The following is a 13,560-nucleotide window of genomic DNA, read 5'->3' as shown; positions in this document are numbered from 1 at the left end:
CAGGTCTCGTTGTCTCGCATGCCGGTGCCACCACATTCGGGGCAGTGTGCAGTTTTCCCGGACATCACTACCCGATATGTTCTGATTCTCTATTAATCAAACGATTTCTAATCGAATTTTCAAAACCGTTCCGAGACGTGTCGACACACCTGCGACCGGACGCCCGCCCGGGGTGACGACGGTTCGACTGTGAGCGGGCTCCGCGAGAGTATTTAAATATCTGTATATTCAATCCCAATCAGCATCCGGAGGATAGCCGTACCGGCGTGTATGGACGGACGTCACGCGAGCGGCGACGGAACGGAAAAGGCGGACGAGACCGAGTCGTCGGAGACCACGGAAACACCTGCAGACACTGAATCGGGACTCGACAGCGCGCTCCGCCGACAGTTGCTCGCCAGCACCGCCAGCGTTGGCGCGCTCGCCACTGCGGGGTGTCTGGGCATCCTCGGCGACGGAAGCGAAACGGGCCCACGACCCGGAGGGCCGACAGCCGTCGAAGAGACGACAGACGACACGACGCCGAACGGAACGGCGACACCTGGCGGCCCCGACAGCTTCAGCATCGAGTACGTCGTTCAGGAAGCGACGCTCGACGTGCCGACCGATGAGACGTTGCTCGACGCTGGCCTCGACGCGGATCTCGATATGCCCTACCAGTGTCAGGTCGGTGTCTGTGGGCAGTGCGCCTCGACAGTCGACGGGGACGGGACAGAGCTGGTCGAACACGGCGACGTCGGCTACGGAGAGATGGGCGAAGCGGAGTTTCAGGCCGGATACGTACTCCCCTGCGTCGCCGAGCCCCGAGACGAGTTATCGCTCACCACCGGCAAGCAGGACGAACTCGATTCGTTCATGGCCGGCGAAACGACCCCGACACCCGAAGAGACATCCACGCCCGGTGGAGTCGAAAGCTACGCCATCAATTACGTCGAACAGGGCGACACGATCGACGTCGCCAGCGACGAGACGCTCCTCAAGGCCGGCGAGGACGAGGGCTGGGAGCTGCCCAAACAGTGTGAGGTCGGCGTCTGCGGACAGTGTACCTCCAAGGTCGACGGCGACGGGTCGGAACTGGTCGAACACGACGGCAACCAGTACCTCAGCGACGAACAGCTCGAAGAGGGCTACGTCCTGACCTGCGTGGGCTACCCGCGCGACGACTTCGAGCTGACGACGGGCGTCAAAGACGAAGCCGACCAGATCTGAAAGCCAGCGTCGCGCCGACTTTCTGCGGAGAAGGCTATATAAAAGTCTGTAAAATGAATATACACTGGTATCGCTTGGAGAGCCTGATATACGTGTATGAAGTGGCACACGCAATCGACGAATGCGATTCCACACGCGGGCGTATCGTGGTCTGATTCCCGAGCGGAAAGAGGGGGATCGCGATGACGGCCGTGAGCCCGCTGTTGCCCAGCCAGTTCTGGAGCCTCTCGATCGGTGTCTACCTGTTCCTGGGTGGACTCGCAGGCGGCGCATACGTCACCGGCGCGGTTGCGGACTTCCTGAGCGTCCGGGATCCGTCCCGACGGGAAGGGTACCTGGCGACGGCTCGCTGGGGGATGGTTCTGGGAGTGGTCGCGCTGGCGATCGGCGGCCCGATCCTGCTGTTTCACCTGGGCGAACCCCAGCACGTCCTGCTGTTCTGGCTGTTCACGAACTTCGACTCGTGGATGACCATCGGCATCTGGGTGATCGTCCTGTTCATGATGCTTTCGATCCTGCAGGCGCTGTGGCTCGGGTTCGGGGCCGACCGGGGCTTCTCGATTCCCGGTGATGTACTGTCCAGCGTCACCGAGCAGATCGACACGATCGCGGACGTGACCCGGCCGAGCGAGAGCGTCCGGCGCGGGCTCAACGCCTTCGGAGCGCTCGTGGGCGTCCTGCTGATCGTCTACACGGCGCTGCTGCTCAGCGCCTCCTCGCAGGTCGTCCCGATGTGGGACGCGACGTGGCTCCCGCCGCTGTTCCTCGCCAGCGGGCTCTCGATGGGGATCGCCGCCGCGGTGGGCGCGACGACGCTCACCAAAGGCGTCACCGACACCGGCGTCACGATGTTCAGCGTCGCCGACGACGTGATCATCGTCGCCGAGATGGTGGTCATCTACCTGCTGTTGGCGACGCTGGTCAACGGCAACACGACCGCCGTCGAGACCCAGACCTACCTCCTGACGGAGGGGAACCTGATCTTCTGGGGCGGGGTCGTCGCTGCCGGCTTGCTGTTGCCGCTTGCGATCTCCGGCGGGCTACTCGCCTTAGAGTGGCGCTACGACCTCCACGAGAACCCGCGGCTCGAGCGGCTGGCGACCGCCGGCTACGCGACGAAGTTCGGCTTCGTCATCTTCGGCGGACTGATGCTTCGGCTGACGATCATCTACGCGGCGCTGAACATGCCGCTGTTCGGAGTGTGATTCCCATGAACGACAACTACGATCTAGACGACATCGAGGACCGGGCCGAGGAACGACTTGCACACGTCGAGTTCGACACCGAACTCGGCAAGCAGATGGCACGCGACGCGCGGCGGGTCTCGAACGGCGAGCTCTCGCGGGCGGCCTTCGAGGAGAAGTACGTCGACGACGTCCGCGAGGAGTTCGGCGTCGACCTGCAGGGCGACGCACAGGCGGACACCGAGCCCACGCCGGGCGTCCCGCCGACCGAGAGCAAGTCCTCCCGACGGGACATGCTCAAGGCGACGGGCGCGCTCGCGGCGGGGGCGGTGACAGCCGGCGCGGGCAGCAGCGTGGCCGGCGATCTCGTCTCCGGTAGCGGCACTGCGGCCGCCCAGAGCGGCGGTGACGTCCAGATGGGCATGGTCGTCGACACCGAGACCTGCATCAAGTGTCTCCGGTGTGTCCAGGGCTGCAAGGAGGAGAACAACACGCCCGACGGACACTTCTGGCAGGAAGTCTTCCGGTTCCAGCGCGAGGACAAGGAATACGAGGGGGCCCCCAACGAGGAGGACGGGTGCGATCCGATCCAGCGCCCGTGCATGCACTGTGACGACGCGCCCTGCATCGAGGTCTGTCCGAACAACTCCCGGTTCAAGACCGAGAACGGTCGCGTCCTCTGTGATTACGACACCTGTCTGGGCTGTGCCTACTGCGAGGTCGCCTGCCCGTACCACGTCAACGCCTTCGTCCACGACGGCGCGCCCGATTACCTCGGCGACCCCGAGAGCAACGAGGACTACGAGCCGATCCTCGACGACGTCACCGCCGAGTTCGAGGACGAGAAATACGACGATCAGGGCCGGTGGGTCTCCGGGACGCCACCGGACGGCTCCTGTAGCAAGTGCACGTTCTGTGCCCACCGCGAGTTCGACGACGAACAGGACGGCTCGACGACCGCCTGCGAGGATGTCTGCCCGGTCGACGCGATCCAGTTCGGCGACCTGAACGACCCCGAGAGCGCGCCGCGACAGTACCTCCAGCAGAAGGTCGGCGAACTCGAGGACGGGGAGGGCGACCCCAAGGAGTACCTCGATGAGTACCCTGACGAGACGTTCGTGCTTCGCGAGAACGCTTCCGATCCGAACGTCATCTACGTCGGCGAAGACCCCTCCGACGTCGAGGTGGAGGCCGTTCCGGGCCCGACGACCAAAGACGACCGCGGCCTCGAAGAGGTCGACCGAACGCTGCACTGATCGGGCTGTCCCGAGCGGCTTTTTCCGTGGTCGAGGAAGAACGACGGTGTGTCGAAGATTGTTCCGATCGTGGCACGACCAGCGCGGCCGCAGCGTGTCCCGGACTGAACGCCCGGCACTTATATAACCCTGTACGTTTCCAGATGGGTATTTATGAGAGTCGAGAGGTACGTAACTGATGTAATGACACCCGAGCGTTCAGATTCTGAATCGGACACAGGCGTTTCGCGACGGAAGTTCGTCGCCGGCGGAGCGGCCGGCTGGGCGTCCGTCGCACTGGCGGGCTGTAACGCGTTGAGTCCCGGTGACGACACCGACACCGAAGAACCGACGGAAACGGAGACACCCGAGCCGCAACCCGAGAACTACGTCGTGACCGACGACATTCTCGTCGGTTCGGCCGGGAACAATCCCGCCGGTGCCGGTGGGTTCGCCGACTCCTGTTCGTGGACGCGGACGTTCACCCACGGGATGGAGCCGGTGTTCAAGGTCGGCGTCTACGATCCCAGCGGCGAGCAACTCGGCAGCGACGAGATCTCGGTCGCGATCAACATCGACGGCGGCCCGACCGAAGACCTCGCCTGGGGCGGTGACGCCGAGGAGGACCCGGTCGAAGAGTGGAGCGGCCCCGTCTGGGAGCAGATCCCCGACGACTGGCCGACCGGCGAGACGACCTATACCGTCGAAGTCACTGACAACGACGGTAACTTCACCAGCGTCGGCATCGCGTCGGGCGTGTTCGAGGTCGTCGAGTACGACGATCCGGGCAACAGCTACGTCGTCACGGCCGAGACCTACCACACGAGTACGCTCGGCGACGCGGGAAGCGACAGCCAGTTCATCAGCAGTTGCAACCCCAATTACACCTTCGATTCGACCGGATCGGTCGGCTTCGACATCGGCATCTGGCACGCCAGCAGCGGCGAGATGGTGACCCCGAGCGACGAGGTCGTCGATTCCGCACAGATCACCTTCCCCAGCGACGAGATCGACACGACGCTCGAACTCGCGTGGGGTGCCGAGAACAACGATTCGTGGTCGGAGGGAAGCCACGCCTGGAACGCCGTCTGGAAAGCCGACAGCATCCCGGACGACCTCAGCGGCGAATACGCCTACGAGGTGCAGATCTCGGGGACCAACGGCGACGAGGAATTCAACGACGTCGGCGTCTACCTGGGTTCGATCTACTTCGTCAACCCGAACGCGAGTTCCGACGACGGTAGCTCGTAGGACGGCGACCTCTCTGACGCTTTTCGGCGTTCGGCCGCGGCTACTGAGCTTCGACTTCGTCTTTGATGTTCTGGAAGTACGTCTCGATGTCGCCTTCGATGACCCGGCTCAAGAGTCGCGCGCCGAGCCGGGCGACCCCGCCCGTGTAGTACAGCTCCGCCGAATAGGAGAGGTTAGTGCCCTCGTCGTGTTCGTCCATCTCCATGGCGGCGAGGACGTCAAAGTCGCTACCGGTCGTCGAGTCGAAGCCGTTGCCCTCCATGACGATCCAGTCGGGCTCGTTCATCTCGACGAGTTCGAACTCGCCGTCCAGCGAGACTCGCACGCGGCTGATCCCGCGCGTGATCTCGCAGGTGTACTGCCGTTCGCTGAGCCGTTCGACGGATTCCGCGCCCGGGATACACTCCGCGAGGTTCTCAGCCCGAGAGATAAACGCCCAGAGATCGTCCTTGCCCGTCTCGATAGTGACGGTGTCGGAGAACTCCAGGCGCGCCTCCTCCTCATCGAAGTCCGACTCGCTTGCCACCTCCGAGGCGCTGGTTTCTGCCGTCGCCGACTCGTCGCCTGTGTCGCTCGTCTCCGGCCGTTCGTTCACTTCGCCTGTCTGTGCGCTCGATACCTCGGTCTCCGGTTGGTCGATGTTGTCTGTCATGGTTGTGTCTTCAGTTCGTCGGTGTCGTCCGTCATGGCTGGTAGGTTCCTTCCCAGGGCGTGAGCACGTCGCCGACGATCTCGGTGCCGTGGACGAAGAGCACGCCGAGGACGTTGATCGAGAAGACGGCGACGTACATCCGCGGGATCGTGAACAGCTCCCAGGAGCTCCAGATGACGTAGCCCAGCCCGGACTCGGCAGCCAGCATCTCGATAACGACAAGCAGCGCGAAGCCGACACTGAAGCCCATGCTGAGCGAGCTGAAGATCTGCGGGCGCGCGCCCGGCAAGATGACCTCCCGGTAGAGCTCGAGCGTGCCAGCGCCGTTGTCGAGCGCCGCCTCGACGTGGACGTCCTCGATCGAGCGGACGCCGCCCATCGTGTTGATCGCGACCAGCAGGAACACCGCCAGCGCCATCGTCAGGATCCGGACGGTCTCGGTCAGCCCGAACAGCGCGAACATCACCGGCAACAGCGCGATCTTCGGGAGCGGGTACAGCACCGCCAGGTGCGGGTTCACCAGCAGCCGCGCCCGGTGGGACCAGCCGGCGACGATCCCGACGGCGATGCCCGCACTCGCGCCGATCGCCGTCGCCAGCACGATCCGCCGGACGCTCGCGGCGGCGTGCGTGACGAACTCACCGTGGAGGTACAGCTCGACCGCCAGCGGCAGGGTCTCGGAGGGGGGCGGGAAAAACCGAGGATCGAGGATGACGCCCGCCGCGAGTTCCCACGCGAGCGCGAGCACGACGAACGGGCCGATCAGCGCCGGGAGCCGTCGGACGATCCGGGTGCCGGTGAGTCGAGTCATCGTCGTTCGACCGTGCGCTGGACCTCGTCGCTCAGCACGTCCCACACGCGGGTCTGTAGTTCTTCGAGGCGAGCGATGTCGAGGTTCCCGCGCGTTCGCGGTCGGTCGAGGTCGACGTCGACGATTTCCTTGACGTGACCGGGACGTGCGCCCATGACGCCGAGTCGATCGCCCAGCTGGATCGCCTCCTCGATGTCGTGGGTGACGTAGACGACGGTCTTTCTGGACTCGCTCCACAGCGAGAGCAACTCCTCCTGGAGGTAGCGTTTCGTCTGGGCGTCCAGATCACCGAACGGTTCGTCCATCAACAGCACCTGCGGGTCGTTGGCGAACGCGCGAGCGATGCCGACTCGCTGGGCCATCCCGCCCGAGAGCTGGTGGGGATAGGCGTTCTCGAACTCCGAGAGGTTGACCTTCTCGATATACTCGCGAGCGATCTCGTAGCGTTTCTGCCTGTCGACGCCGCGCATCTTCAGGCCGAACGCGACGTTGTCCAGCACCGACTTCCAGGGGAAGATCCCTTTCTCCTGGAAGACCATGCTGGTGGACGGTCGATCGCCGTTGGATTCGGTCCGGATCTCGATCTCGCCGGCGTCGGGTTCGAGCAGGCCGCTGACCAGTCGCAGGAACGTCGACTTGCCACAGCCCGAGGGGCCGAGCAGACAGAAGAACTCGCTGTCGTACACGTCCAGCTCCATCCCCGACAGCGCCTGGACGTCGCCGTCCCGGCCGGTGTAGGTCTTCTCGATCCCCGTCGCGCGGATGCGGACTGGCCGCTCGTTGTCGGCACGTTCCGTATCGGTGCCGGCGACCGCGTCGTCCGTCGACGTTCGTGGTGGCTCCATGGATTGGTCGCTCAGATGGGCTGTCGCCGCGCTCGGGCGGATCGATCGGTCGCTCATTCACACAGCGGGTCAGCCGGGAACCCCTCGGGTTCGTCGATCGTCTCCAGTTCCGAGTAGGGCTTGGGGGAGGTTTGTCCCCACTCGTTTATCGTCTCGACGGCGGGTTCGGGATCGTCGAGTCGGCCAACGTCGTCAAGCGCCTCCTCTAGCAGCGATTCGTCGACAATCGCCGATTCCTCGGCCTGCTCTTCGACCTCTCCTCGACAGTGATGGTAGGCCTGCTGACTCATGATGCTTTCCCTGTTGAGGCGTCCGTTCTTGTGGGGCAGCGACGGGATCGACATCTTGATCAGGTTCTTCCGGAGGTCGAACTCCTCGCTGACGATCGACGCGACCTCGTCGCTGGGAAACCCGCCCAGTTCGTAGTATTCGCGGACGCCGAGCAGGTACGCCTCCAGCCACCGGCGCGCGATCTCCGGGCGGTCCTGCATGAACGGCTCGCCGAACAGGTAGACGCCGATCTGCATCCGCGGGGCGACCTCCGAAGCGTACAGCAACCGCTTTGCGCCCGTCTCGTTGACCATCCCCAGTCCCAGCGGATCGGGGATGGCGGCGGCGTCGATCTCGCCCGCCGACATCGCGCCCGTCATGTTCGTATAGAGGATCTCCCTGGTCCGGACGTCGCCCCAGGTCATGTCATTGCGCTGGAGCAGTCGCGCCCAGATGTAGGCGTCGACGTTCCCCTTGCCGTGCAACGCGATCGTGAAGTCCTCCGAGACGTCCGCGAGCGTCATCCCCTCGGAGTACTTCTCCGGGCGGATCAACACCTTGTTCGAGGAGGGTTGCCCGCGCCAGTACTGGGTCTGGTCGGCGACGACGCTGATCTCGACGTCCTGCGCCATCGAGTTGAACAGGCCCGCCCCGACCGATCCCGTCGCCGTGTCGAGGTCGCCGCTGGCCAGCTGTGGCGTCGCCCGCTGGGCGCTCTGGATGCGCTCGACCTCGAGTTCGATGTCTCGCTCCTCGAAGTAGCCCCGATCCTTGGCGACCAGCACCTCGGCCACGGCCGGAATCGTCAGCGTCCCGAACGTCACAGTCTCCGGGCCGGTGTTCGACTCGTCACTCGAGCCCAGCAGGCCGTTACAGCCGGCGACGCCGGCCGCCGCCGCGACGCTTGTCCCCGCCAGAAACCTGCGACGTGTACTCCGTTCTCGTCCGTTCGATCTGCTTAGCCGCGTACCATCCGCCATAGCTGTCCGTTGTCCTGCTATCGGTGAAACCCATGTGCTTCATATTTCAGGGCGTTTTATATCCCGTCGCCGAGCGCCGATTCCTCACAGGACGACAGTCCGTCGGTTGTCCGCGTGCCAGGGGACGAGTCGCCGTTCGATCGCGCCGAGTCCGTAAGTGAAGGCGATCCCGAGGACGGCACTGACGACCAGCCCGGCGTACAGCGCGGTGATGTCGTAGGACATCCAGGCGATCCACAGGAAGTTGCCGAGACCGCTGCCCCCGGCGACCAGCTCGACGGCGACGACGATCAGAAGCGAGGTGCTCAACCCGAGGCGCAGTCCGACCAGCACCAGCGGGAGCGAGCCCGGGAGCAACACCTCCCGGAAGAGTCGATAGGTCGAGGTCGCGCCGTTGTCCCTGGCGACGTCGACGTGGACGCTCTCGATCCCGCTTGCCCCGTCCATCGCGTTCCACAGCACCACGAAGAAGGTCCCGAGGCCGGCAGTGACGACCAGCGCGGTCTCGGTGCTCCCGAGCAGCAGGATCACCAGCGGCAACAGTGCGATCATCGGCAGCGGGAAGATCGCCGCCGCCAGCGGCGAGAGAACGGCCTTTATGTGCGGGTTCCAGCCCATCGCCAGGCCGACGACCGTCCCGAGCGTCGACCCGACCAGCGAGGCGACGAGCGTCCGCTGGAGGGTTACCAGCACGTCCGAACGAAACCCCTCCTGTGTCAGCAGCGTCGCCGTCGTCTCGACGATGGTCAGCGGCGGCGGCAACAGCGAGGGACTGACGAGCCCGAACACACCCGCCGCTAGCTGCCACGTGAGTAGCGGCACGGCGAGCGAACCCGCCTGATAGAGTCGGTCCCGTCGCATGCTGGCGTGGGCCCTATTCGGTGATCTCGAACGCCATGTGCAGGCCCGGCAGGGGCCGGACGGGGTGGTTGTCGAGATACGAGAGATGCGGGATCAGCTCGAAGTTGGGCTCGTCGTCCTGCACGTCGAAGAGGCTGGGATAGACGTCGATGAAGTGCCAGCCCGGCTCGCCGGCCGCCCGCAGCACCGTCTCGTTGATCTTGGCCTCAAGCCCGCAGATGTAGCCCAGCGGCTTGTTGTCGTACAGGAAGTAGTAGGCGTTCTCGTAGATGGGCCAGCCGATCCCCGACAGCGCGATCTCGATCTCCGTGCCCGAGGGACCGCTGGTCGGGGCGATGCTGGTGATCTCGGGCTGGAGCATGAACCCGGTGACGGCGACCGACTCGCCGTCGATCATCGCGGTGATCGGTCGGGTCGCGCCGCGGTCTTTCGGCACCTCGAACTCGAGCTGGAAGGACCCCTCCTCGTCGGTTTCGACGGAGGGGAGCACACCCGGAACCGGCTCGGGCGTGATCGGGATGTCCTTCACACGGTGGCCCTCGTGGGTGTGCCAGACCAGATCGACGCGCTGTTCGGGCGGGAACCCCCGGCCCGTGAGGACCGTGTCCGTGCCGGGCTGGCCGCACTGGGGCGAGATCTCCAGTTCGGCCTCGGTCTCGCGATCCGGGTCGGGCATGTGCGCCGGCAGCGGCGCCTCGTCGAACATCGATTCGACCCACGCCGTCTCCGGTTCGCTCTCGGGGTCGGTCACCTCGACCGACCAAGCGTACTGGCGGCCGCCGGCGACCTCGCCGAACGGCGACTGGGTGTTGTTCTGGAGGAAGGGCACGCCCCGGTAGTTGCGCCAGACCTGCAGTTCGTGGGAGCCGACCGGCCCGACCGCCCGAACCCGCGCGGTCGCCGTGCCGCGGTTGATCACGCCGGTCATGAAGCCCATCGTCCCGTTGTCCCAGGCGATCTGGTAGTTGTTCTCGAGGACGTTCGGGCCGATGCCGTAGCCGGTGATCGTGAAGAACTCGCCGAGCGGCGCTTCCGTGCGGTCGAGTTCGAACCACGGCGTGATGGCGATAGTTGTCTTCGCCAGCGGCGGGCCGTCCTCGTCGGTCCGGAGTTCGATCGTGTGCTCGCCGCCGTAGTCCTCGGGGATCTCCCAGTCGCGCTCGAAGCGACCGTCCGCGTCGGTCCTCGCAGTGAACGCTGTGACTGTTCGCGGGCGGTACTGCGCGCCGACGACCTCGTTCGCCTGCAGGACGCCCCACCGCCCCTCGACGGTCTTCCAGATCACGTCGACCTCCGTATCGGCGGGGAGATTGAGCCCGCGCAGCGTGATCGTGTCACCGACGTACGCCTCTTCGTCGCTGGCGACCAGCGTGCCCGAGGCCGTCTGCTCGTCCCGGCGTTCCTGTAGCCTGTCTCTGACTTCCGAAGACAGTCGATCGTCTGCCATGCGAGGGTCTATTGATACCTCGGGCAAAACGGTTCGGCTGTAATATACAGCGGTTTAACACTGGGTCGGGAACTGCCGACAGTCATACTGGTGGCTATCCGTTCGTAACGATAGCTGGCACGACGGCGTGCCAGATCAGTTCGAAATGGTATCGCCACCAGTATCAGGGCCGACCGCGGAACGCGAACGGCGGAAGGTACTTGCCGCTCACCTGTAACAGTGATCGTATGCCGTCGTGGGAGGGATCTCTGGGACTGGTGAGGTGGATCCGCGACTAGACAGTCTCCGTGATCTGGGTCGCGCCGAGAATCGCGGAGACGATCTTGCTCTCGGCGGCCCGCAACCGCTGTGACGCCGCTGACTTCGAGATGCCGAGCGCGTCGGCGATGTCCGAGAGGTTGCCGCCTCGCTGGGTCGAGTAGTGGCCCAGTTCGTGTGCGACCTCCAGCGCTTCCCACTGCTTTTCGGTGACGTCACTGACGTCGATCGACAGGCAATTGACGTCCTCGCGGGAGGGATCGACGATCGAGATCATCTTCACCTCCGACTCTAGCCGGGAGTACTGACGGACGACGTGCTGCAGGGCCGACCGGTCCTCGACCTTCAGCGTCACGAACAGCGGGTGGTCGGAGTCAGCCATCGAACTCACCCGTCAGTTCATACTGCCGGCTGTAAGTTCGTAAAGATATTCGCCACCCTGGGGTGGCGAGTTCCTTCAGTTTGTTACAGCCGGCAGTATCAGTCGCTCGCCCGGGCGTCGTCGTCCGTCGGACCCGTTTCCGACCGCCGGCGCGTGCCGACCATCCCCCGCGCTGGCCGGATGTCGTATACGTGCTCATACACACACGTCCGTGTGCCGTCAGCGAGAAGATTTACCTTCATTTTACACTGTTTCAAATCCCCCACCGCCAAAAATAGCATAGAGATGACAGGTATACCGATCAGCCGCTACGATAACCCGTGTCAGTCGATCGACCAGTGGTCGACGAGCTTGTGGATCAGTTTCGACTCGATCGACTTGAGTCGCTGGGAGACGGCCGACTTCGAGATGTCGAGTCGGTCGGCCAGCACCTCCAGATCCGCGTTGCGGGGCGTGTCGTAGTACCCCTCCTCGACGGCGACCATCAGCGCCTCTCGTTGTTTGTCGGTGATGTCGGTGACGTCCATGACGATCGATTCGGTGCCTTCGACGTTCGACTGGGTGATGCCGTAGACGTCGACGCTGGAACCTCCCTCGCGGAGCCGACTGACGAGTTCCCGAAGCGTCTCGCGGTCGGGCAACAGCACGGAGATGACGATCCGGTTGCCCTGGACGCGCTCGATCGAGGGCACGCAATCGACCTCGTGGAAGACGAGACAGAAACAGCCACTCGCCACGTCCGAGCGGACGTACCGATCGGAGAACACCCCCTCCTCCTCCTCGACGACTTTGGTATTGCACGTGCCGTCCTCGAGGTCGCCGTTTCCAGTGGACCGCGAGAACGTGAGGTTGTGGTCCTGAATGTCGACGTCATCGGTCGCGCTCACAACGACGCAGTCGGCCTCCGGCGGGGGTTCGACCGCCAGCGTCGCGGTGATCGGCGGTCCGTCCGCCATGGTCGTCCCATATGATTCATCCGAAATACTCTCGGAGCCCATGGTTTCAGTGTGGGAGAATTTGTCGCCTTCACATATACGTGCTTCTATGCCGGACCTCGATGCTTGTATCTGTGACGACAGCCGTGATTGACTTTTGCCACACACATTGATTCGCGTAGCGGCTGTCCAATTATTCAAAATTAGGATATCCGAAACCGGCAACGCGATGGACGCGCGGCCGCGACAGTCGCCCGTTGCGTATCACCGCAGTTCGGAGACAGTGACCAGCGCGTCGGCGGCCTCGCCGGCGGCCTCCAGCGACTCGCGGGCGCGTCGCGGGTCGTCGGCGCGCTCGGCCTCGCGGGCAAACCGAAGGAGGCTCCGGCGCAGCGACGCTTTCGCCTGCTGGAGGTCGTCGCGCTCGTCGCTCGCCTCGCGTTCGAACTCCTCGCGACGAGCCGGCGGATCCGGACGGCGCAGCTCCTCGCCGGGACTCCGGTCGCGGTCGGGGACGCCCGGCTGTTCGCGGCGCTCGGGCAACTCCGACTCCCGGGGCGAAGTCTCGTCCGCGGCCTCCGCGCTGTCGGTGTCCGGAACATCCTCCCCCGACGCAGTCGCCGGTTCAGACTCGGCTTCCGACCCGGACTCGACAGTCGATTCGGGTTCGGGCTCGGCCGGCTCCGCCTCGGACTCCGACTCCGATTCGGCCCCCGACTCGTCCGCGTCGGCGCTGTCGCCGACTTTCGTGCCGTTCTCGTCGACGACTTCCTCGCAGGTCGGGCAGAACAGCTGGCCCTCGTAGCGGAAGATCGGGTCGCCGCACGTCTCACAGTGGACGTTCGTCATCGTCGCGCCCTTCAACAGGAGTTCACTCATGCGCTCGGTCGCCTCGCGTCGCTCCTCCTCGCGCTCGTACTGCTCGCGCAGCCGTTCGCGTTCGGCTTCCTCGTCGAAGTCGCTCATGTGTGACCGTTCGACGTCGATGCCGAAAAAAGACGCGGGCGAGCGCCGCCGGCTGGACGGTCCGTCGGCGGAGCCGCTCACGACGCCCGGTCGTCCGGACAGCGGTCGCGCGTCTCGTCCGGGACAGTTGCGTCTAGCAGCGACGCCCACTCCTCGACGTGTGAGTGTCGCGTTCGCATACCCCAGACATCTACCGCATTCCTAATAGTCGTTTATATCGCTCAGCGGCGGTGCTTCGACGCTTTTTCCTACTGGTGGGTCCACCCGGTGGACA

General features: G+C 64.6%; 13 protein-coding genes. 4 read left to right on the top strand and 9 right to left on the bottom strand.

Annotation, left to right across the window (positions count from 1 at the left end; genetic code table 11):
• The first annotated feature begins 270 nt into the window (after window positions 1-270).
• The 4 genes from HSR122_RS00600 (at window position 271) to HSR122_RS00585 (ending at window position 4,879) form a co-directional block, all read left to right on the top strand.
• A complete protein-coding gene (locus HSR122_RS00600) occupies window positions 271-1,209 on the top strand; it encodes a 2Fe-2S iron-sulfur cluster-binding protein (protein WP_229110723.1) in 939 nt (312 codons plus the stop codon).
• 182 nt (window positions 1,210-1,391) lie between these two features.
• A complete protein-coding gene (gene nrfD / locus HSR122_RS00595) occupies window positions 1,392-2,414 on the top strand; it encodes an NrfD/PsrC family molybdoenzyme membrane anchor subunit (RefSeq protein WP_229110722.1) in 1,023 nt (340 codons plus the stop codon).
• Between the two features lie 5 nt (window positions 2,415-2,419).
• Window positions 2,420-3,649, top strand: coding sequence for a 4Fe-4S ferredoxin N-terminal domain-containing protein (locus HSR122_RS00590; protein ID WP_229110721.1), 1,230 nt, complete (start codon window positions 2,420-2,422; stop codon window positions 3,647-3,649).
• A gap of 183 nt (window positions 3,650-3,832) precedes the next feature.
• Complete coding sequence (locus tag HSR122_RS00585; protein WP_229110720.1) at window positions 3,833-4,879, top strand: hypothetical protein; 1,047 nt, start codon at window positions 3,833-3,835, stop codon at window positions 4,877-4,879.
• A gap of 40 nt (window positions 4,880-4,919) precedes the next feature.
• On the opposite strand, the gene HSR122_RS00580 is transcribed toward HSR122_RS00585, so the two are convergent.
• From HSR122_RS00580 to HSR122_RS00540, 9 genes are all read right to left on the bottom strand, one after another.
• Window positions 4,920-5,531 (bottom strand): CoxG family protein, encoded by a 612-nt coding sequence (locus tag HSR122_RS00580; protein ID WP_229110719.1) that lies wholly within the window; start codon window positions 5,529-5,531, stop codon window positions 4,920-4,922.
• 31 nt (window positions 5,532-5,562) lie between these two features.
• Window positions 5,563-6,342 (bottom strand): ABC transporter permease, encoded by a 780-nt coding sequence (locus HSR122_RS00575; protein ID WP_229110718.1) that lies wholly within the window; start codon window positions 6,340-6,342, stop codon window positions 5,563-5,565.
• The gene (locus tag HSR122_RS00570) at window positions 6,339-7,187 is read right to left on the bottom strand and encodes an ABC transporter ATP-binding protein (RefSeq protein WP_229110717.1); all 849 of its coding nucleotides are present in this window, start codon (window positions 7,185-7,187) and stop codon (window positions 6,339-6,341) included. The genes HSR122_RS00575 and HSR122_RS00570 overlap by 4 nt, the downstream gene beginning before the upstream one ends.
• 53 nt (window positions 7,188-7,240) lie before the next feature.
• Complete coding sequence (locus HSR122_RS00565; protein WP_229110716.1) at window positions 7,241-8,437, bottom strand: ABC transporter substrate-binding protein; 1,197 nt, start codon at window positions 8,435-8,437, stop codon at window positions 7,241-7,243.
• Between the two features lie 84 nt (window positions 8,438-8,521).
• Window positions 8,522-9,298: an ABC transporter permease gene (locus tag HSR122_RS00560; RefSeq protein ID WP_229110715.1), complete on the bottom strand. Its 777-nt coding sequence runs from the start codon at window positions 9,296-9,298 to the stop codon at window positions 8,522-8,524.
• A 13-nt stretch (window positions 9,299-9,311) separates the two neighbouring features.
• On the bottom strand, window positions 9,312-10,745 hold the full coding sequence (locus HSR122_RS00555; RefSeq protein ID WP_229110714.1) for a hypothetical protein: 1,434 nt from the start codon (window positions 10,743-10,745) through the stop codon (window positions 9,312-9,314).
• Between the two features lie 274 nt (window positions 10,746-11,019).
• Complete coding sequence (locus HSR122_RS00550) at window positions 11,020-11,385, bottom strand: helix-turn-helix domain-containing protein (protein ID WP_229110713.1); 366 nt, start codon at window positions 11,383-11,385, stop codon at window positions 11,020-11,022.
• Between the two features lie 323 nt (window positions 11,386-11,708).
• Window positions 11,709-12,341, bottom strand: coding sequence for a helix-turn-helix domain-containing protein (locus HSR122_RS00545; RefSeq protein WP_229110712.1), 633 nt, complete (start codon window positions 12,339-12,341; stop codon window positions 11,709-11,711).
• 243 nt (window positions 12,342-12,584) lie between these two features.
• The gene (locus tag HSR122_RS00540) at window positions 12,585-13,286 is read right to left on the bottom strand and encodes an Sjogren's syndrome/scleroderma autoantigen 1 family protein (protein WP_229110711.1); all 702 of its coding nucleotides are present in this window, start codon (window positions 13,284-13,286) and stop codon (window positions 12,585-12,587) included.
• Between the last annotated feature and the right edge of the window lie 274 nt (window positions 13,287-13,560).

Origin of the sequence: Halapricum desulfuricans (assembly GCF_017094525.1) — an archaeon.
Taxonomy (GTDB): Archaea; Halobacteriota; Halobacteria; order Halobacteriales; family Haloarculaceae; genus Halapricum; species Halapricum desulfuricans.
Note: the sequence above shows the minus strand (reverse complement) of the source record. Positions and strands in the feature narration are given on the sequence as shown.

Coding starts and splice junctions, on each gene's coding strand:
- HSR122_RS00575 (WP_229110718.1), bottom strand. CDS start 6,342: ATGACTCGACTCACCGGCACCCGGATCGTCCGACGGCTCCCGGCGCTG.
- HSR122_RS00565 (WP_229110716.1), bottom strand. CDS start 8,437: ATGGCGGATGGTACGCGGCTAAGCAGATCGAACGGACGAGAACGGAGT.
- HSR122_RS00560 (WP_229110715.1), bottom strand. CDS start 9,298: ATGCGACGGGACCGACTCTATCAGGCGGGTTCGCTCGCCGTGCCGCTA.
- HSR122_RS00580 (WP_229110719.1), bottom strand. CDS start 5,531: ATGACAGACAACATCGACCAACCGGAGACCGAGGTATCGAGCGCACAG.
- nrfD (WP_229110722.1), top strand. CDS start 1,392: ATGACGGCCGTGAGCCCGCTGTTGCCCAGCCAGTTCTGGAGCCTCTCG.
- HSR122_RS00585 (WP_229110720.1), top strand. CDS start 3,833: ATGACACCCGAGCGTTCAGATTCTGAATCGGACACAGGCGTTTCGCGA.
- HSR122_RS00555 (WP_229110714.1), bottom strand. CDS start 10,745: ATGGCAGACGATCGACTGTCTTCGGAAGTCAGAGACAGGCTACAGGAA.
- HSR122_RS00540 (WP_229110711.1), bottom strand. CDS start 13,286: ATGAGCGACTTCGACGAGGAAGCCGAACGCGAACGGCTGCGCGAGCAG.
- HSR122_RS00590 (WP_229110721.1), top strand. CDS start 2,420: ATGAACGACAACTACGATCTAGACGACATCGAGGACCGGGCCGAGGAA.
- HSR122_RS00545 (WP_229110712.1), bottom strand. CDS start 12,341: ATGGCGGACGGACCGCCGATCACCGCGACGCTGGCGGTCGAACCCCCG.
- HSR122_RS00600 (WP_229110723.1), top strand. CDS start 271: ATGGACGGACGTCACGCGAGCGGCGACGGAACGGAAAAGGCGGACGAG.
- HSR122_RS00570 (WP_229110717.1), bottom strand. CDS start 7,187: ATGGAGCCACCACGAACGTCGACGGACGACGCGGTCGCCGGCACCGAT.
- HSR122_RS00550 (WP_229110713.1), bottom strand. CDS start 11,385: ATGGCTGACTCCGACCACCCGCTGTTCGTGACGCTGAAGGTCGAGGAC.